The sequence below is a fragment of the Bacillus sp. FSL M8-0049 genome (assembly GCF_038593355.1).
Taxonomy (GTDB): domain Bacteria; phylum Bacillota; class Bacilli; order Bacillales; family Bacillaceae; genus Bacillus; species Bacillus safensis.
In genome coordinates this window covers 2,193,154-2,211,171 of the sequence record NZ_CP151986.1, presented here as the reverse complement: position 1 = coordinate 2,211,171, position 18,018 = coordinate 2,193,154, and the positions used below count along the sequence as shown (strand labels likewise).

At 42.5% G+C, this 18,018-nt stretch carries 25 protein-coding genes; 23 read left to right on the top strand and 2 right to left on the bottom strand.

The features are described from left to right. Nucleotides 1-16 precede the first annotated feature (16 nt). Together mntR and NSU13_RS11315 are read left to right on the top strand one after the other, a co-directional pair. Nucleotides 17-451 carry a transcriptional regulator MntR gene (gene mntR / locus NSU13_RS11320; RefSeq protein ID WP_024422961.1) on the top strand — a complete coding sequence of 145 codons (435 nt, stop codon included), beginning with the start codon at nt 17-19 and terminating at the stop codon, nt 449-451. A gap of 104 nt (nt 452-555) precedes the next feature. Next, entirely contained in the window at nt 556-1,431 is an 876-nt protein-coding gene (locus NSU13_RS11315; protein ID WP_024422960.1) for a patatin-like phospholipase family protein, read from the top strand. Here NSU13_RS11315 and NSU13_RS11310 read toward each other — a convergent pair. Together NSU13_RS11310 and NSU13_RS11305 are read right to left on the bottom strand one after the other, a co-directional pair. Continuing rightward, nucleotides 1,428-1,823, bottom strand: a complete 396-nt coding sequence (locus tag NSU13_RS11310; protein ID WP_342489523.1) for an SA1362 family protein — start codon at nt 1,821-1,823, stop codon at nt 1,428-1,430. The genes NSU13_RS11315 and NSU13_RS11310 overlap by 4 nt on opposite strands. A 38-nt stretch (nt 1,824-1,861) precedes the next feature. Beyond that, complete coding sequence (locus tag NSU13_RS11305; protein ID WP_342489522.1) at nt 1,862-2,818, bottom strand: DUF1385 domain-containing protein; 957 nt, start codon at nt 2,816-2,818, stop codon at nt 1,862-1,864. Between the two features lie 223 nt (nt 2,819-3,041). On the opposite strand from NSU13_RS11305, the gene NSU13_RS11300 reads away from it, so the two are divergent. The 21 genes from NSU13_RS11300 to NSU13_RS11200 all read left to right on the top strand — a co-directional run bounded on the left by NSU13_RS11300 (nt 3,042) and on the right by NSU13_RS11200 (nt 17,999). Next, a complete protein-coding gene (locus tag NSU13_RS11300) occupies nt 3,042-3,569 on the top strand; it encodes a YqhR family membrane protein (RefSeq protein ID WP_034280245.1) in 528 nt (175 codons plus the stop codon). A gap of 108 nt (nt 3,570-3,677) precedes the next feature. After that, nucleotides 3,678-4,121 carry a type II 3-dehydroquinate dehydratase gene (gene aroQ / locus NSU13_RS11295; protein ID WP_034280247.1) on the top strand — a complete coding sequence of 148 codons (444 nt, stop codon included), beginning with the start codon at nt 3,678-3,680 and terminating at the stop codon, nt 4,119-4,121. After that, a complete protein-coding gene (locus NSU13_RS11290) occupies nt 4,118-5,179 on the top strand; it encodes a Xaa-Pro peptidase family protein (protein ID WP_342489521.1) in 1,062 nt (353 codons plus the stop codon). Before aroQ ends, NSU13_RS11290 begins: the two co-directional genes overlap by 4 nt. Nucleotides 5,180-5,204: 25 nt before the next feature. Further along, entirely contained in the window at nt 5,205-5,762 is a 558-nt protein-coding gene (efp, locus tag NSU13_RS11285; protein ID WP_024422954.1) for an elongation factor P, read from the top strand. Nucleotides 5,763-5,932: 170 nt separating this feature from the next. Next, nucleotides 5,933-6,214: a YqhV family protein gene (locus tag NSU13_RS11280; protein ID WP_024422953.1), complete on the top strand. Its 282-nt coding sequence runs from the start codon at nt 5,933-5,935 to the stop codon at nt 6,212-6,214. Between the two features lie 66 nt (nt 6,215-6,280). Continuing rightward, nucleotides 6,281-7,204 carry a stage III sporulation protein AA gene (spoIIIAA, locus tag NSU13_RS11275; RefSeq protein ID WP_342489520.1) on the top strand — a complete coding sequence of 308 codons (924 nt, stop codon included), beginning with the start codon at nt 6,281-6,283 and terminating at the stop codon, nt 7,202-7,204. Further along, nucleotides 7,198-7,713: a stage III sporulation protein SpoIIIAB gene (spoIIIAB, locus tag NSU13_RS11270; RefSeq protein ID WP_024428003.1), complete on the top strand. Its 516-nt coding sequence runs from the start codon at nt 7,198-7,200 to the stop codon at nt 7,711-7,713. Before spoIIIAA ends, spoIIIAB begins: the two co-directional genes overlap by 7 nt. Before the next feature lie 19 nt (nt 7,714-7,732). Further along, nucleotides 7,733-7,939, top strand: coding sequence for a stage III sporulation protein AC (gene spoIIIAC / locus NSU13_RS11265; protein ID WP_003153142.1), 207 nt, complete (start codon nt 7,733-7,735; stop codon nt 7,937-7,939). Continuing rightward, on the top strand, nt 7,936-8,349 hold the full coding sequence (spoIIIAD, locus tag NSU13_RS11260; RefSeq protein WP_087978339.1) for a stage III sporulation protein AD: 414 nt from the start codon (nt 7,936-7,938) through the stop codon (nt 8,347-8,349). Before spoIIIAC ends, spoIIIAD begins: the two co-directional genes overlap by 4 nt. Before the next feature lie 19 nt (nt 8,350-8,368). Then, entirely contained in the window at nt 8,369-9,562 is a 1,194-nt protein-coding gene (gene spoIIIAE / locus NSU13_RS11255; protein ID WP_075623481.1) for a stage III sporulation protein AE, read from the top strand. A 14-nt stretch (nt 9,563-9,576) separates the two neighbouring features. Further along, complete coding sequence (gene spoIIIAF, locus NSU13_RS11250) at nt 9,577-10,209, top strand: stage III sporulation protein AF (protein ID WP_034280256.1); 633 nt, start codon at nt 9,577-9,579, stop codon at nt 10,207-10,209. Beyond that, a complete protein-coding gene (gene spoIIIAG / locus NSU13_RS11245) occupies nt 10,202-10,873 on the top strand; it encodes a stage III sporulation protein AG (protein WP_034280258.1) in 672 nt (223 codons plus the stop codon). The genes spoIIIAF and spoIIIAG overlap by 8 nt, the downstream gene beginning before the upstream one ends. Next, entirely contained in the window at nt 10,873-11,505 is a 633-nt protein-coding gene (locus NSU13_RS11240) for a SpoIIIAH-like family protein (protein ID WP_034280770.1), read from the top strand. The genes spoIIIAG and NSU13_RS11240 overlap by 1 nt, the downstream gene beginning before the upstream one ends. 194 nt (nt 11,506-11,699) lie before the next feature. Next, a complete protein-coding gene (gene accB / locus NSU13_RS11235; RefSeq protein WP_034280261.1) occupies nt 11,700-12,182 on the top strand; it encodes an acetyl-CoA carboxylase biotin carboxyl carrier protein in 483 nt (160 codons plus the stop codon). Between the two features lie 11 nt (nt 12,183-12,193). Continuing rightward, complete coding sequence (accC, locus tag NSU13_RS11230) at nt 12,194-13,543, top strand: acetyl-CoA carboxylase biotin carboxylase subunit (RefSeq protein WP_024422945.1); 1,350 nt, start codon at nt 12,194-12,196, stop codon at nt 13,541-13,543. Nucleotides 13,544-13,568: 25 nt separating this feature from the next. Continuing rightward, a complete protein-coding gene (locus NSU13_RS11225) occupies nt 13,569-13,976 on the top strand; it encodes an Asp23/Gls24 family envelope stress response protein (RefSeq protein ID WP_034280262.1) in 408 nt (135 codons plus the stop codon). 210 nt (nt 13,977-14,186) lie between these two features. After that, a complete protein-coding gene (nusB, locus tag NSU13_RS11220) occupies nt 14,187-14,582 on the top strand; it encodes a transcription antitermination factor NusB (protein ID WP_012010530.1) in 396 nt (131 codons plus the stop codon). 11 nt (nt 14,583-14,593) lie between these two features. After that, entirely contained in the window at nt 14,594-15,445 is an 852-nt protein-coding gene (gene folD / locus NSU13_RS11215; RefSeq protein ID WP_024422943.1) for a bifunctional methylenetetrahydrofolate dehydrogenase/methenyltetrahydrofolate cyclohydrolase FolD, read from the top strand. 70 nt (nt 15,446-15,515) lie between these two features. Then, nucleotides 15,516-16,862, top strand: coding sequence for an exodeoxyribonuclease VII large subunit (gene xseA / locus NSU13_RS11210; protein ID WP_061109342.1), 1,347 nt, complete (start codon nt 15,516-15,518; stop codon nt 16,860-16,862). Continuing rightward, nucleotides 16,859-17,119, top strand: coding sequence for an exodeoxyribonuclease VII small subunit (locus NSU13_RS11205; protein WP_003215880.1), 261 nt, complete (start codon nt 16,859-16,861; stop codon nt 17,117-17,119). Before xseA ends, NSU13_RS11205 begins: the two co-directional genes overlap by 4 nt. After that, entirely contained in the window at nt 17,109-17,999 is an 891-nt protein-coding gene (locus NSU13_RS11200) for a polyprenyl synthetase family protein (protein ID WP_061109341.1), read from the top strand. The genes NSU13_RS11205 and NSU13_RS11200 overlap by 11 nt, the downstream gene beginning before the upstream one ends. The last annotated feature ends 19 nt before the right edge of the window (nt 18,000-18,018 follow it).

Below are 18,018 nucleotides of genomic sequence, written 5' to 3'. Positions count from 1 at the left end.
ATTATGGAGGGGTTTTATGACTACACCTAGTATGGAAGATTACATTGAACAAATTTATATGCTGATAGAAGATAAAGGATATGCCAGAGTCTCTGATATTGCAGAAGCACTCGCTGTCCATCCCTCCTCTGTAACAAAAATGGTTCAGAAGCTAGATAAAGATGAATACCTCATTTATGAGAAGTATCGTGGTCTAATTTTAACCCCGAAAGGCAAAAAAATTGGAAAACGTCTCGTATACAGACATGAACTGCTAGAGCAATTTTTAAGAATCATTGGTGTAGATGAAGAGAAAATTTATGATGATGTAGAAGGCATTGAACATCATCTCAGCTGGAACAGCATTGACCGCATCGGCGATCTCGTTCAATTTTTTGAAGAAAACGATGAGCGATCTGTTCAGCTGAAAGCGATTCAAAAGAAAAACGAACAAACAAATCAAGAATCTTAATCAAAAAGGACACCCTCAGCATGGGTGTCCTTTTTGATTAAAGTTCTAATTGAAAGCAAAAGCTCCTACACTATTATTAGCGTGAAATCAAAGGGGGCTCCTTGATGAAGATAGATGGTGTGTTCTCAGGTGGAGGCATTAAGGGGGCAGCGCTTGCAGGTGCCTATGAAGCGCTTGAAGCGAGAGGATTTCAATTTGTCCGTCTTGCTGGTACAAGTGCTGGAGCAATCATTGCTTCACTCATCGCAGCAGGTTTTACAAGCCAGGAAATTCGAACGCTTTTAGATGAAATGGATGAGCATCAATTGCTTGATAGGAGATGTCAATTCATCCCGTTTAAAATGCTCAGGTGGGTATCCATTTACTGGCGTCTCGGTCTTTATAAAGGAGACCGGCTGGAAAAATGGCTGACCGATGTGCTAAAACGAAAAGGGGTCACCGTGTTTGGAGATCTCAAAAAAGATTCGTTGAAAATTGTTGCGTCCGATTTAACGAATGGAAAAATCCTTGTGCTGCCAGACGACCTTCCTTCATATGGCTTAAATCCAGAGCGGTTTTCCGTGGCGAGGGCTATTCGAATGAGCTGCAGCCTGCCGTATTTTTTCGAACCTGTCAAACTGAAGTCTTCAAAAGGCATTTGTACCATTGTAGATGGAGGAGTGCTGAGCAATTTTCCAATTTGGCTGTTTGCTGAAGAGAAAAAAAGACCGTTCGTCGGTGTCACATTAACGCCAAACGAAAAAGAACGCCCTCAACACTCCATCCGCAATGCGTTTGAACTGTTTGGCGCTCTTTTTGAAACGATGCGTGGTGCTCATGACGAAAGACATATCGCCACAAAACACGAACGTCATATTATTTTTATTCCTGTAGAACACGTCATTGCCACTGATTTTCAACTCATGACAGAAAAGAAAAAGGCGCTCGTCGATCTAGGCAGACAGAAGGCCGAGCAATTTTTAAAAAGCTGGACATTTTAAAATAAGGCGCGATTCTTCTTTTTGTTTTTCTTGCCTTCAATCACAGTCAAATGTGTTTGGCTTTTCTTTTTGAGAAGGACGGGCTTAGACTTGTGGTCAGTCGGCACGCTTCGCAGATGAGTGACCCGATTTTTCATCTGGCTTTTCGTTTTTGGCTTAGGCTGCTGGTAGCGACGTTTTGATTGTTTGACTGCTTTACGATAAAGATTACCCTCTGTTCCAGTTCTTCGATTCATCAGCCATCTAAATAGGAAAAATAGAGCCGCTCCAACGATCACAACAGACAGCAGCAAGGTAAAAAGTCTGCCTGGGTTCGTTGTGAGTAAGTACACAAACCCCAAAACACCTAAAGCGAAAATAATGGTAAAAGCAGGATGTACTCGGCGATTCATAACTGTCCACCTCCGAAGGAATTTACCGGATTTATAAGTTAGATCACTTGATGAGCAGAATCTGACGCTTGTTTCAGTGACGCTTCCTCTAAACGAAGAAGTTCATTAAAACTTGCAATGGCTACCTCGACTTGATCGTCAGAAGGTTCTTTTGTTGTGAGCAATTGCAGCCAAAGGCCAGGATAGCCAAGCACTTTAAGCACAGGCACTTCTCGGAGTTTGTTCGTGAGCTGAAGCACTTCAAATGAAATGCCCAGAACAACCGGAATAAGTGCCAAGCGGTTCAGAACTCTCACCCATAAAGGATCTGTCGGTACGAGTAAATAGACGAACATCCCGACAATGACAGTGAATAAAATAAAGCTGCTGCCGCATCGATAATGCAGGCGGGACTGCTTTTGGACATTTTCCACTGTGATGTCAAGGTTCTGTTCATAGCAGTTTATGACTTTATGTTCTGCCCCATGATATTGAAATACTCTTTTAATTAAAGGGGTCATGGAAATAAAGTAAATATAGCCTAATAAAAGGACCAATTTGAAGAATGTTTCCACTGCGATTTGTGCGAAATTCCCTGAAAAGATGGGGCGCACAAGCTCTGCTAAAAAGACAGGTACCAGGGTAAAGACAAATTTACTAAAGAGTAGAGAGAGAACTCCGATCACAGCAATGCCGAAGATCATGGATAATTTCGAGCCTTTTTGTTCTTTTTCAAGAGTATGATCTTCAGAAGGATCTAAGTCATATCGCTCACTGGAGAAGTTTAAGTGCTTACTGCCGTTTGCGCTTGCTTCAACAAGTGCAGCAACACCCCTGACAAAGGGAATTTTCTTGAGAAAGGCGGTTCGTTTATTGGAGGTCCGGGGAAGCTTCAAAAACTCAATGGACTGTTCCTTTCGCCGAATCGCTGTCACATAGTTCTTCTTACCACCGAACATGACACCTTCGACAACTGCCTGCCCTCCATAAGCTGGAGGTTTTGTTTGATTGGACATATTTCATCAACCTGCCTGTTTCCTGTAATTTACATGCATTTCCTTATACCTTTATTGTACAGGAAATGAGGGGAAATCACTAGCTCACAGGTCGATTATCTACTAGAATTCTATCTACCTCTTTTTAGCCAGTATACCCTGTTTTAAAAATTTTACACTCACGCATGGAAATCCTTTTTTTTCATGACATTTTGGACATACTACTTGCTGGAGGTGTTCACAAATGAAACGTGATGAAAAGAAAAACCAAGAAGAAAAAAATCAGTCCGTGCAAACGACATCACTTGTGGCAAGAGCGGCTGCTACAGGCTTTGTCGGCGGTGTTTTTTGGGGCTTTATCGGGTTTCTGACCCATGTGTTTCATTTTTCAGAGGTGAGTCCCAATATGCTGCTTCAGCCATTTGTGCTTGGAGAATGGAAAAAGGGAGGACTTGGTACTTTTATCAGTATTGTGCTGTTAGGAATTTTATCGATTGGAGCCGCCTTTATTTATTTTGGGCTTTTAAAAAGGATCAAAGGCTTTTGGATGGGTTTAGTATATGGCGGGCTTTTATGGCTGCTCGTTTTTTACGTATTTAATCCCATTTTCCCAGATGTAAAGCAAGTACAAGAGTTGCAGCAAAGCACCATTGTCACGACATTTTGCCTATATATTTTATACGGCATGTTTGTCGGGTACAGCATTTCGTTTGAATATAATGAATTGACGAGTCAGAAGCTTGCGAGGGCCCTCGGGAAAAAGACAGAATAAAGTGTAAATCACCTATTCATATGATAAAATATTTTTGGAAACGAAAGGTTTCTAAGGAAAAAGAAACAGATCTCTATATAGATTGAATTAGGGTGAAGGAGTGGTCATATGCCTCATTTTCTTGTACTAAATGGACCCAATTTAAATAGGCTTGGCAAAAGAGAGCCTGCTGTTTATGGAAGTAAGACGCTGACAGATTTAGAGACGGATTTGTTCCAGTTCGCAGAACGAGCAAACATCCAATTAACGTTCTTTCAATCAAATCACGAAGGGGATTTGATTGATGCGCTCCATGAAGCAGAAGATCAGTACGATGGTGTCGTGTTTAACCCGGGTGCATTTACTCACTACAGCTATGCGCTGAGAGATGCCATTGCAAGTATTTCTTTATCAGTCATTGAAGTACATATCTCAAATGTTCATAAGAGAGAGGAATTCCGCCATCATTCTGTACTTGCTCCAGTATGCCAAGGGCAAATCGTTGGGCTTGGCTTAGAAGGGTATAAATTGGCGATTCGTTATTTAGTCAGTGAAGGGGGAGCAGTATCATGAAACTTGAAAAACTAAGAACACTTTTAAGTGAATTAGAGATCGATGGCCTTGTCATTACAAGCAGTTTTAATTTACAGTATATGACCAGTTTTACCGGATCAGCCGGTCTTGCTGTCGTTTCAAAGGACCGGGCAGCTTTTATCACGGACTTCCGCTATACAGAGCAAGCGAAGGATCAAGTCAAAGGCTATGACATCATTGAACATAAAGGAAACATTGTGGAAACGGCTGCTCAAACGGCAAAGGGATTTGGAGTGAAACGCCTTGGGTTCGAACAAAACCATATGACATTTGCCACGTACCAGCAGTACGCAGCCAAAGCAGGCGGTATAGAGCTTGTTCCAGTCTCTGAATCAGTTGAAAAGTTGCGCTTGATTAAGTCTAGTGAAGAGATTAAGATATTAGAGGAAGCTGCGAAGATTGCAGATCACGCCTTTGATCATATTCTCACTTACATCAAGCCGGGCCTGACGGAAATTGCTGTCATGAACGAGCTTGAATTTTTCATGAGAAAAGAAGGTGCTGAAGGATCTTCATTCGATATGATAGTGGCCTCAGGTGTTCGTTCAAGCCTGCCTCACGGAAGAGCGAGTGAAAAGGTGATTGAATCTGGTGATTTAGTGACACTCGATTTCGGTGCTTACTATAAAGGCTATTGTTCTGATATGACAAGAACGATTGCTGTCGGAACACCAAGCGACAAGCTAAAGGAAATTTATCATATCGTATTAGAAGCAGAAAACGCTGGTGTGGATAGAATCAAGCCAGGCTTAACAGGAAAAGAAGCTGATCGCATCACACGAGACATCATTGAAAAGTATGGCTATGGTCAATACTTCGGGCATTCAACCGGGCACGGGCTAGGTATGGAAGTACATGAAGCGCCAGGCCTTTCCTCACGATCAGAGGTCGTCTTAGAAGAGGGAATGGTCGTCACAGTTGAGCCGGGGATTTACTTGCCAGATGTCGGCGGCGTGAGAATTGAGGATGATATTGTCCTGACAGCTGACGGCAATAAACGATTGACCCACTCACCGAAAGAACTTATCATATTATGATGGTGAAATGTAGGAGGATGACAAAATGATTTCAGTAAACGATTTTCGTACTGGCCTGACAATTGAAGTGGACGGCGGTATTTGGAGAGTAGTGGATTTTCAGCACGTAAAACCAGGGAAAGGCGCAGCGTTTGTTCGTTCGAAACTGCGTAACCTGCGTACAGGTGCCATTCAAGAAAAAACATTCCGCGCAGGCGAAAAAGTAGCGAAAGCTCAAATCGAAACAAAAACAATGCAATACTTGTATGCAAATGGCGATCAGCATGTTTTCATGGATACAAGCTCCTATGAGCAGCTTGAACTAAGTGAAGCACAAATTAAAGATGAGCTGAAATATTTGCTTGAAAATATGTCTGTTCAAATCGTGATGTACGGTGCTGAAACACTTGGAGTAGAACTTCCAAACACAGTAGAACTAGAAGTAGTAGAAACAGAGCCTGGTATTAAAGGTGACACAACATCAGGCGGCTCAAAACCTGCAAAAACTGAAACTGGTTTAATCGTCAACGTTCCTTTCTTTGTGAACCAAGGAGATAAACTAGTGATTAATACATCTGACGGCTCATACGTTTCAAGAGCGTAATGAACGAAAAAAGACTGTAAACCTCGTGTTTACAGTCTTTTTTTATTGGAAAAATGACTCCTCAAGACAGGCCTTCTCTCAATTCTCTCATTCATCTCTCTTCCTTCCTGAAAAACAAGACTACTTCCAGCTGGTCAAGCATATAGTGTAAAAAAAGCTGGAGGTTCTATATGAAACAATTTCTCCCAGGTCTACACCCGTCAGTCGCTGCAATGGCAGGCATGAGATTCTTATCCGCCGCCATTGAACTGACGGCAGCCATCCTTATTTTAATCACAAATGATGTACGGAAAGCGGTAGTCATCAATAGTATATTGGCAATCATCGGGCCGCTCATTTTTATTATCACGATGACGATTGGAATCTATCAAATTGCCGGGCAGCTATCCTATGCAAAGCTCGTGTTCATTTTCATTGGTGTCGTGTTTATTCTTGTTGGGATCTATAAGTGAAACAGCTTGGCATAATTAACGGCTCACATCATACATTTTAGAGAAGAAAAAAAGGAGGGGAATTCGTTGCGGAGTTTGTTGGATATTCTCCCGCACTCGATTGGACAAGAACTCAGGCTGCTGAAAGAGGCAGAATGGGCGCAAATAGAAGAAATCCGCATTCGCACGGATCGTCCTATTGAATTAATGCAGGGAGGAAAACCACGTTTCCTTTCTTATCACACCACCTGGGAAGATGCGTCTCAGCTATTAGGCAGGCTGAGCAATTACAGCATGTACACACTTGAGGAAGAGCTAAAACAGGGCTATATCACCATATCTGGCGGACACCGGGTGGGACTTGCAGGAAAGGTGATCGTTGAAAACGGATTTGTCAAAGGGTTAAGAGATATCTCTTCATTTAATATCCGCATTGCCAAAGAAAAAATCGGAATTGCGCTTCCTTTTCTTCCTTATTTATATGAAGAGCATTGGCACAATACACTCATCATTGGTCCCCCGCAAACGGGAAAAACCACATTGCTCCGGGATATAGCACGTCTTGCTAGTACAGGCACAAAAACCATTCCTCCTAGAAAAACAGGCATTATTGATGAGCGTTCTGAAATCGCCGGATGTATCAGAGGGGTGCCGCAGCACCATTTTGGCCACCGGATTGATGTACTCGATGCATGTCCAAAGGCTGAAGGGTTGATGATGATGATTCGGTCTATGAGCCCAGAGGTCATGATTGTCGATGAAATCGGAAAAAGTGAGGATGTAGAGGCACTTTTAGAAGCGATTCATGCGGGAGTCAGCATCATCGTCTCAGCTCATGGCTATTCACTTGAAGATATATATAAACGACCTTCATTTAAACCGTTATGGGAGCTTCGTGTGTTTGAACGATATGTTGAATTAAATCGAAACAATGGGCCTGGCACGATCGGGCGGATGTACGGCGGGGACGGCCAAGAGATGAAATGGAGGCGGGGAGTGGACGTATGTTAAAGCTCATTGGCGCTATTTTCATTGTCGCGGCCACGACTTGGGGAGGATTCGAGTTTGCCAAACGATATAGCGACAGACCTAAACAAATTCGGCAGCTGCGGTTTGCTCTTCAGTCTCTTGAAGCTGAAATTATGTATGGTCAAACCCCTTTAGCACGGGCGGCAGAGCAAATTGCAGCGCAGGTAGGTCCTCCTGTCAATCAGCTGTTTGAACAATTTGCAGAAAAACTGAAAGTGGGGACTTTTTCTGCACGTCATGCATGGAACGAAAGTCTTGAGGATGTTTGGAAAAAAACCGTATTGAAAAAAGGCGAATATGAGGCGTTGAAGCACTTTGGAGAAACACTTGGCCAGCATGATGTCACTTCTCAGCAAAAGTATATCAAGCTTGCTTTAGGTCATTTGGAATCAGAGGAGAAAGAAGCTGAAATCGCCCAAGCGAAAAATGAAAAAATGGTCAGAAGCCTTGGATTTTTAAGCGGATTACTACTGATTCTTTTATTGATGTGAGAGGAAGGGAGTCGAGAGCATGGGCGTTGATGTAAACGTCATTTTTCAAATTGCCGGAGTAGGCATCGTCGTGGCCTTTCTCCATACGATTTTAGACCAAATGGGGAAGAAAGAGTACGCTCAGTGGGTGACGCTGCTTGGGTTTATCTACATTTTGTTTATGGTGGCAACCATTGTAGACGATTTGTTTAAAAAGATTAAAGCCGTATTTCTATTTCAAGGATAGGGGAGGGCTTACAAATCGAAATCATACAAATTGTTGGACTTGGTTTAATCGCTACTTTTTTAGCATTAATCGTCAAAGAACAAAAGCCAACCTTCGCCTTTATGCTTGTTGTGTTTACCGGATGTGTCATTTTTCTTTATTTAATTGATCAAATCTATGCCATTATCTCGATGATTGAAAAAATTGCAGCAAGTGCCGGCGTCAATATGAAGTATGTTGAAACCATATTGAAGATTATTGGCATTGCCTATATTGCGGAATTTGGCGCTCAGCTGACAAAGGATGCTGGACAAGGCGCCATTGCATCCAAAATAGAGCTAGGCGGCAAGATCCTCATCTTGGTGATGGCAGTCCCGATTTTAACAGTCATCATTGAGACGATCTTAGGAATGATCCCGTCCATGACGTAAATGAAAAGAGGTGATGACAATGAAGCAGGTGACCGCTGTAATGGGATTGATGTTTTTCTTTTGGCTGATTGCTCCGCATGCAGGAGCAGAAGAAAAAGAACCTTTATCTAATGAACAGCCAGCAGCACAGGAAGTGGCGAATGGACAGGCTGATGCACTTGAGCTTCATTCCATCAGTGACTTTTGGGAAACCATTTTGGACGAGTATGGCGGCTTTTTGCCAGAAAGCCAAAAGGGCACAGTGAAGGAAATGATTGACGGCGATAAAGAGCTGTCTCCCCAAACATGGCTGAAAGCTTTTGTACATTACTTATTTCACGAGGTTATTGCAAACGGAAAGCTCCTAGGTACTCTGATTTTACTCACCATCTTTTGTTCGCTTTTGCAGCTTTTGCAAAATGCATTTGAACAAAGCACCGTCAGCAAAGTCGCATATGCTCTTGTTTATATGGTGCTGATTATTATTGCACTTAACAGCTTTCATGTGGCGATTTCTTATGCCACAGAAGCCATTCAAACGATGACCAGTTTTATTCTTGCTCTTATTCCTCTTTTACTAGCGCTTATTGCTTCATCAGGCGGGCTTGTCTCAGCCGGATTCTTTCATCCCGTTATTTTATTTTTAATGAACACGAGCGGTGTTTTCATTCAGTATGTCGTTCTCCCGCTCATCTTTTTATCTGCAATATTGAGCATTATCAGTACGCTGACCGAACAATACAAGGTCACCCAGCTTGCCCAGCTGTTAAGAAATGTGGCAATTGGCGGGCTTGCCGTTTTTTTAACCGTTTTTCTCGGCGTCATTTCCGTTCAGGGTGCATCTGCGGCCGTTACGGATGGAATCGCTCTTCGTACAGCCAAATTCATTACCGGAAACTTCATCCCTGTCCTAGGCAGAATGTTTACAGATGCGACCGATACCGTGATCAGCGCCTCTGTTTTACTCAAAAATACAGTCGGACTAGTTGGGGTTGCCATTTTGATTTCAATTGCCGCTTTCCCGGCGATTAAAGTGCTTTCGTTAGCCCTTATCTATAAGCTTGCTGCTGCCATCCTTCAGCCGTTAGGAGGCGGACCCATCATCAGCTGTCTTGATGTCATTTCAAAAAGTGTGCTGTATATATTTGCCGCACTTGCTGTTGTGTCGCTCATGTTCTTTTTAAGCATTACCGTCATCATTACTGCGGGTAACCTGACCATGATGATGAAGTAAGGAGGGGACACCTTTTGAGTTTTCTCACGGAATGGATCACAAGTATTATTCTCTTTATCTTATTTGCGATTGTTATTGATCTTCTGCTTCCCAATTCGAGCATGCAAAAGTATGCAAAAATGGTCGTCAGCCTGCTGCTCATCGTGGTCATGCTCAATCCGATTTTTGCTTTATTTCGAGCAGATCCTGATCAAATTTTTTCAGAATTGATGAAAGGGAAGGAAGAAGCGCAGTCAGAAGAAATAAAAAATCAGATGAATTTAGAAAAAAAAGAAATACAAGCCTCTCAGCGTGCATATATTTTAAAGCAAATGGCTGTCCAACTAGAAAAAAGCGCAAAGGAGCCACTGGAGAAGGAGAGCTATGAAATGAAACACGTAGAAGTGCTGGCTGATGAGGAGCATCTGGATCAGAATATGGAGGCGGATCAATTTCGCATCAAAGCAGTTCTTTCCCCGCTCACAGGTGATGCTGTAGAAACGGTGGCAAAGGTGGACATTGATCTCTCCAAGCAAAAGGAGGAAAGCGCTGGATCTTCTAGCAAAGAGATCACGAGGGTGAAAGAGACACTTGCTGATGTTTGGAATACGAGTCCTGAGCACATCGCGCTGAACATTGAGGGAGGTGACGCAGCAGATCATGAATAACAAGGACTGGAAACAAAAGCTGAAATCATTCTTCCAGCCGCCTGAAAAAGGTGAAGGGAAACCCAAATTAACGAAGCACCATTACTTGCTGCTTGTATTCATTATCGGCGTATCTTTCATGTTAGTCAGTCAGATCTTGTCACCGCCATCAAGCAAACAACAAGCTGCGGTTCCTGCTTCTAAAAAAACATCCTCAGAAGAGCAGGAGGTATTCAAACCGGCGTCCTCAGGTAAGCCAAAGAATTCAATTGAGGACGTGGAGCGAGAATACGAAAATCAGCTGAAAGAAATTTTAGAGACCATTATCGGCGTTGAGGATGTATCAATCGTGGTCAATGTAGATGCAACTTCTTTAAAAGTGTTTGAAAAAAACAAATCCAATAAAAGTACAACGACCGAGGAAACAGATAAAGAAGGCGGCGTGCGAAGTGTCACCGATCAAACAAAGGAAGAAGAAGTCGTCATCATTAAAAATGGCAATGAAGAAACACCAGTCGTTGTTCAAACAAAAAAACCAGAAATCCGAGGTGTCCTCGTTGTTGCTCAAGGAGTAGACAACGTTCAAATAAAGAAAACCATCATTGAAGCGGTTACACGAGTGCTTGATGTACCGAGCCATAGAGTGGCTGTTGCCCCTAAAAAAATCAAGGAGGATTCGGAATGATGTTAAAAAAACAAACGGTTTGGCTATTAACGATGCTAAGTTTAGTTGTCGTATTAAGTGTGTACTATATCATGTCTCCACAGGGTGAAAATGCAGTGACAGTAGAAGATACGAAATCAAAAGGCACTGAAGAGAAAAAGGTTGAAACAGAAAAAGGGACGGATAAAGGAACGGAAAAAGGTGCTGATAAGAAATCCACTGACAAAGAAACAAACGGCAAACAAGAGGATATCGAAACAAGCGGTGAAGAAGGAAAGGCTGTGTCAGAGCAAACAGACGATGAGCTTTTTACAACATACAGACTAGAGCTTGAAGATAAACGAAGCAAGCAGCGCGAAGAATACAACGAAATTGTCTCCAGTGACGATGCAACAGCCCAAGAAAAAAGTGAAGCATACGATCAAATGACAGCGCTCAGTGAAGCAGAAGGAACTGAGCGTCAGCTTGAGACCTTGATCAAAACAAAAGGCTATAAAGATGCGCTCGTAAGTGCTGAAGGAGATAAAGTGAGTATCACGGTTCGTTCTGATAAAAAATCAAAATCTCAAGCGGCCGATATTATTGATATGGTCACAAAAGAAATGAGAGGTCTTGATAACGTAGCTGTCACTTTCGAGCCCACTAATCAATAAAAAAGAACTGGCGCCCTTTGCGGAAAAGGGCGTTTTTTGATGCGGCTTGACGCCCCCTCCAAGGTGCTTTCGCGAGGCGCTTCGCCACAATAGTAGTTGAATTCATTGAAATCCTCCTGTAAGATGGTTATAGTATGTACTTTTAGTACTAGCCTATAATAAAAAGATAAATCCATACATAGGGGTGCAAATCCATGTTAAAAATCGAAGAAATTCATGAACTGATTAAATTAATTGACGACTCTACTATCGATGAGTTTACGTACGAAAACGAAGGTGCAAAAATCAAACTGAAGAAAAATAAAGAAGTCGTTCAGCAAGTTGCGGCACAAGCACCAGTGGCTCCTGTCCAAGCAGCTCCAGCTCAACAAGCTCCTACAGCACAAGCTCCAGCTCAGACCGAAGCCCCTGCACAAGAGGCAGCTGCGTCTGAAAATCTGCATAAAATCACATCCCCAATGGTTGGCACATTTTATGCTTCCTCTTCACCAGAAGCAGATCCATACGTGACAACAGGTTCCAAGGTGAAGGAAAACACTGTTGTATGTATCGTGGAAGCGATGAAACTGTTTAATGAAATCGAAGCAGAAGTAAAAGGTGAAATCGTCGAAGTATTAGCTGAAAACGGTCAGCTTGTAGAATTCGGACAACCCCTCTTTCTAGTGAAAGCAGAGTAAGGAGTACGATCATGATTAAAAAGCTATTAATTGCAAACAGAGGAGAAATCGCAGTTAGAATTATCCGCGCTTGTAAAGAGCTTGGAATTGAAACTGTTGCGGTATTTTCTGAAGCGGATCGTGATGCGCTGCATGTACAAATGGCTGATGAAGCATATTGCATCGGACCGACTGCTTCTAAAGATAGTTATTTAAATGTCACAAATATTGTCAGCGTAGCAAAATTAACAGGAACAGATGCCATCCATCCAGGATACGGCTTTTTAGCAGAAAATGCAGACTTTGCAGAGCTTTGCGAGGAATGTAATGTGATCTTTGTTGGACCAACTGCGTCAGCGATTTCCAAAATGGGAACGAAAGATGTCGCGCGAGAAACAATGAAGAATGCAGGCGTTCCGATCGTCCCTGGTTCTCAAGGAATTGTAAAAGATCTTGATGATGCTGTTTCAACAGCAGCTAGTATTGGGTATCCTGTGATTATTAAAGCAACTGCAGGCGGAGGCGGTAAAGGAATCCGCGTGGCTCGTACAGAAGAAGAGCTTATTAACGGAGTCACCATCACGCAGCAGGAAGCGGCGCAAAACTTTGGGAACCCTGGTGTCTATTTAGAAAAGTTCATTGAAGACTTTAGACATGTGGAAATTCAAGTGCTTGCAGATCAGCATGGCAATACGATTCATTTAGGAGAGCGTGATTGCTCGATCCAAAGAAGAATGCAAAAGCTTCTTGAAGAAACGCCATCACCAGCACTAAATGCAGACATCCGTGAGCAAATGGGTGAAGCAGCCGTAAAAGCAGCAGAAGCTGTTGAATATACAGGTGCTGGAACAGTCGAATTCATTTATGATTATAATGAAGAGAAGTTCTACTTCATGGAAATGAATACTCGTATTCAAGTAGAGCATCCTGTGACAGAAATGGTCACAGGTGTAGACTTGATCAAAGAACAGATCAAGGTTGCATCAGGTGAGAAGCTTTCACTTACACAAGAAGATGTCGTATATGAAGGCTGGGCGATCGAATGCCGCATCAATGCAGAGAACCCAGAGAAAAACTTCATGCCTTCAGCTGGTGAAATTAAAATGTATCTTCCGCCAGGCGGTTTAGGTGTACGAGTTGATTCTGCCGCTTATCCGGGCTATGTGATTCCGCCATATTATGACAGCATGATTGCAAAAGTGATCACATATGGTAAGACAAGAGAAGAAGCGATTGCAAAAATGAAACGTGCGCTTCAAGAATTCGTCATTGAAGGAGTCTACACAACGATTCCATTCCACCTTAGATTGCTCGAGCATGAAACATTTGTGAGCGGTAACTTTAATACGAAGTTTTTAGAAACATACCAAATCATGAAATAATCACAGCTTTCGGAGGTGAATGATCGTGTCAGAAAACAATTTGCTTGAAATGAACCTTGATGAAGATCAATTGGGAAAAGTGCAAATTGCACCAGAAGTGATTGAAGTCATTGCTGGGATCGCCGCTTCAGAAGTCGAAGGCATTGCCGAAATGCGCGGCAATTTCGCTGCTGATGTAGCAGAACGCTTTGGTAAGAAAAATCACCGTAAAGGTGTAAAAGTAGATGTCTCTGATGAAGGCATCACAATCGATGTGTATTGTGTGGTTGAATTTGGCCTATCCATTCCAAAGGTATCCACTGCTGTACAAGAAAATATCCGTCAAACCCTTTTGAACATGACTGCCTTAACAATTAATGAAATTAACATTCATGTCGTTGGCATTCAATTTGATACAAAAGCACCTGAGGCTGAAGTAGATCAAGAAATGTAAAAAAGAGTTCAAGTGAAACCAAGGAGGCATTGCCTCTTTGGTTTTTTAAAGCCCATTTTTGAGTAATTTCCGAATATTGATAACGTCACACGTTGATTGATTCGTTTTTCGTCACAGCTCGCATGGATCTTGGTGCGACCACGGTCAAAATATGTTATGATCTCTGTATGGCTTAACGACAAGCGGATAAAGTGGTTAAAGGAGTAAATAATGAAAAGAAGAACTGCAAGAGAAAAGGCGCTACAAACATTATTTCAAATTGATGTGAGCAATATTGATCCGAAAGAGGCCATTACACATGCGCTGGATGAACAAGAATCAGATCCTTTTTTCGAGGAACTGGTTTTCGGTGTGCTTGAACAAAAGGACAAGCTTGATGACATGATCTCACAGCATCTAGTGAATTGGAAACTCGACCGTATTGCAAACGTAGACAGAGCCATTTTAAGGCTGTCTGTGTACGAGATGGTGTATCAAGAAGACATCCCAGTTAGTGTCTCAATGAATGAAGCGATTGAACTCGCCAAATTATTCGGCGATGATAAAGCACCGAAATTTGTAAATGGTGTACTTTCGAACATTAAAAACGACCTAAAGCAGCAATAGGAGGATTCGACATGACAGCAACAATCATCGATGGGAAAGAAACAGCAAAAGAAAAACGTGAACAATTAGCAAAAGAAGTAGAAGAGCTAAAACAAAAAGGAGTCACACCTGGTCTTGCCGTTATTCTAATCGGTGATGATCCGGCCTCACTTTCTTACGTACGCGGGAAGAAAAAAGCAGCAGAAGCAATGGGCATGCACTTTCAGCTTGATCATTTAGATGCTTCTTTAACAGAAGAAGAATTGCTTCAGCTGATTGATCAGTACAATGCGAACGATCAATTCCACGGGATTCTTGTTCAACTTCCACTGCCAAAACATATTTCTGAAAAAGCCGTCATTGAACGTATTTCACCTGAGAAAGATGTAGATGGTTTCCATCCATTAAATATCGGGAAAATGCTGCTTGGAGAAGATACATTCTTACCTTGTACACCAGCAGGCATTGTTGAATTACTGAACAAAACGGGTGTCAGTCTTTCTGGAAAAGAAGTGGTTGTTGTAGGGCGCAGCAATATTGTCGGGAAACCAGTGGGACAATTGCTGTTAAACGAAAATGCAACGGTTACTTACTGCCATTCAAGAACGGCAAATATTTCAGAACATACGTTAAAAGCGGACATTTTAGTTGTTGCCGTCGGTCGAGCAAACTTTATTAAAGCTGACCAAATCAAAGAAGGCGCAATTGTCATCGATGTAGGAGTCAATCGTTTGGATACTGGGAAGCTTGTTGGGGATGTTGATTTTGAAGAAGCCAAAGAAAAAGCTTCTTATATCACGCCAGTCCCTGGCGGAGTCGGTCCAATGACGATTACGATGCTTGCACACAATACGGTTAAATCAGCAAAACGTACATTAGCATAAGCTTTATCCATTCATCCACCTGCATGCTGCCGGTGGATGAATGTGCGTTTTTGAAGAGGAGGAATACGTCATGAGTGAAAAAGCCTTTGTGACGGTCACAGCCCTTACAAAATACATAAAAAGAAAATTTGATGTTGATCCGCATTTAGAAGATATTTGGATCAAAGGTGAGTTATCCAATGTGAAGATTCATTCAAGAGGTCATGTGTACTTCACCTTAAAAGACGAAAACGCACGCATGCAAGCCGTCATGTTCCAGCGTTCCGCAGCAAAGCTGCCTTTTTCACCAAAAAGCGGAATGAAAGTGTTTGTACGCGGCGGGATTCAAGTATATGAACCAAGCGGCAACTATCAATTATATGCAAAAGAAATGCAGCCTGATGGTGTTGGTGCTCTTCATCTCGCTTATGAAGAGCTGAAGAAAAAGCTGGCAAGTGAAGGCTTATTTGATGCGCGCTATAAAAAAACAATTCCTGAATATCCAGAGGTTGTTGGTGTCATTACATCCCCAACTGGAGCGGCTGTTCGAGATGTCATCACAACGATTAACCGGCGTTATCAGCAGGCGAAAATCATTGTGCTTCCGGCGCTTGTCCAAGGTGAAAATGCCATCCGTTCAATTGTAGAGCGGATCAAAGAAGCAAATGAAAAACAGATCTGTGATGTCTTGATTGTCGGAAGAGGAGGCGGTTCGATCGAAGAACTTTGGGCCTTTAATGAAGAAGCTGTCGCAAGAGCGATCTTCGCATCAGACATTCCAATCATTTCTGCAGTTGGGCATGAAACGGACTTTACGATCAGTGATTTCACTGCAGACATGAGAGCACCCACACCAACAGGAGCAGCTGAGCTCGCTGTTCCAAGCACAGCCGATTTAATAGAACGAATCAAATCCATCGACATTCGGCTTACAAGGGCCGTGAAGAATCGAACATCACAAGCGAAAGACCGTCTTGTGGCGCTGCAATCCTCATATGCCTTCCGTTTTCCAAAACGATTGCAGGAGCAAAAAGAGCAACAATTCGATTTGGTATTTGACCGTTTTCAAAAACAGCTGACGAGACAAATTGAACAAAAACGCAGTCAACTAGACCGCCAGACATACAGGCTGAAGCCGCTTCATCCAAAAGAGCAGCTGCTTCAGGCGAAAAAACGCCATGCCAATGAAACAGAACAGCTCATCCGCAGCATGAATGTGCAAATGAAAACAATTCATTCGCAGTTCCAATCTGTTCTTGGTAAACTAAATGCATTAAATCCACTTCAAGTGATGGAAAGAGGCTACAGTTTAGCTTATAAAGACGATGAACTGATTAAAAGTGTGAACCAAGTCGATACGAAGGATCAATTGGCTATCACCATGAAGGATGGACGTCTGATTTGTGAGGTTATTGAGAAGGAGGGGCAATCATCATGACAGAATCAAATAAACAAAAAGAAGAACAAATGACATTTGAAGAAGCGATGAAAGGTCTTGAGGAGATCGTTGGGAAGCTCGAAGAAGGAGATGTACCACTTGAGCAAGCCATTCATTATTTCCAAGAAGGCATGACACTTTCAAAGCTTTGTCATGAAAAATTACAGCACGTTGAAAAGCAGATGGATTTCATTTTAAAAGAGGACGGTGAACTGGCTCCTTTCTCGGTGAAGGAGGCAGATGCTGGTGACAAGTAATTTGCAGGATTTTTTAACAACACGAAAACAGGCCATTGAAGAGTATTTATTTACATATGTTCAGGAATTGAAGATTCCAGAAGAACTAAAATCTTCGATGCTTTACTCTCTTGAAGCTGGAGGGAAAAGACTTCGCCCTGTTCTCGTTCTTGCTTTATTACATGCTTACGGAAAAAACGAAGAAGATGGCATACCGGTTGGCTGTGCTGTAGAAATGATTCATACGTATTCATTGATACATGACGACCTGCCTTGCATGGACGATGATGACCTTCGCAGAGGAAAGCCGACCAACCATAAAGTATACGGGGAAGCAACCGCGGTTCTCGCTGGTGATGCACTTTTAACGGAAAGCTTCCGCCTGATTACATCGCAGCTATCTAGCAGCGTCTCTCCTGACCAAAAGCTCAGAATCGTAGATGAGCTTGTGCGGTCAGCAGGTGCACTAGGAATGGTAGGCGGTCAATTTGATGACATGGAAGCAGAGCAAAAACAAGTCCCGCTTGCTGAACTAGAATCCATTCATGCCCGGAAAACAGGAAAGCTTCTCACATTCAGCGTCACAGCAGGTGCAATGCTGGCAGGAGCATCAGATGACGATATCGAAAAACTAAGAGAGTTCAGCTATCATATTGGCATTGCTTTTCAAATCCGTGATGACATTTTAGACCTCGAAGGTAGCGAAGAAAAAATAGGAAAACGGGTCGGCTCTGATACAGCGAATGAAAAGTCGACATATCCTTCTTTATTAACGCTTTCAGGAGCAAAAGAAAAGCTGCACGAGCACATCACACGTGCAAAAGAAATTGTCTCAAATCTTGAATTAGAGCAGCAATTGCTGCATGAGTTATGTGATCTGATCGCCTCAAGAGATCATTAAAAACAGCCTAGATTTGAGG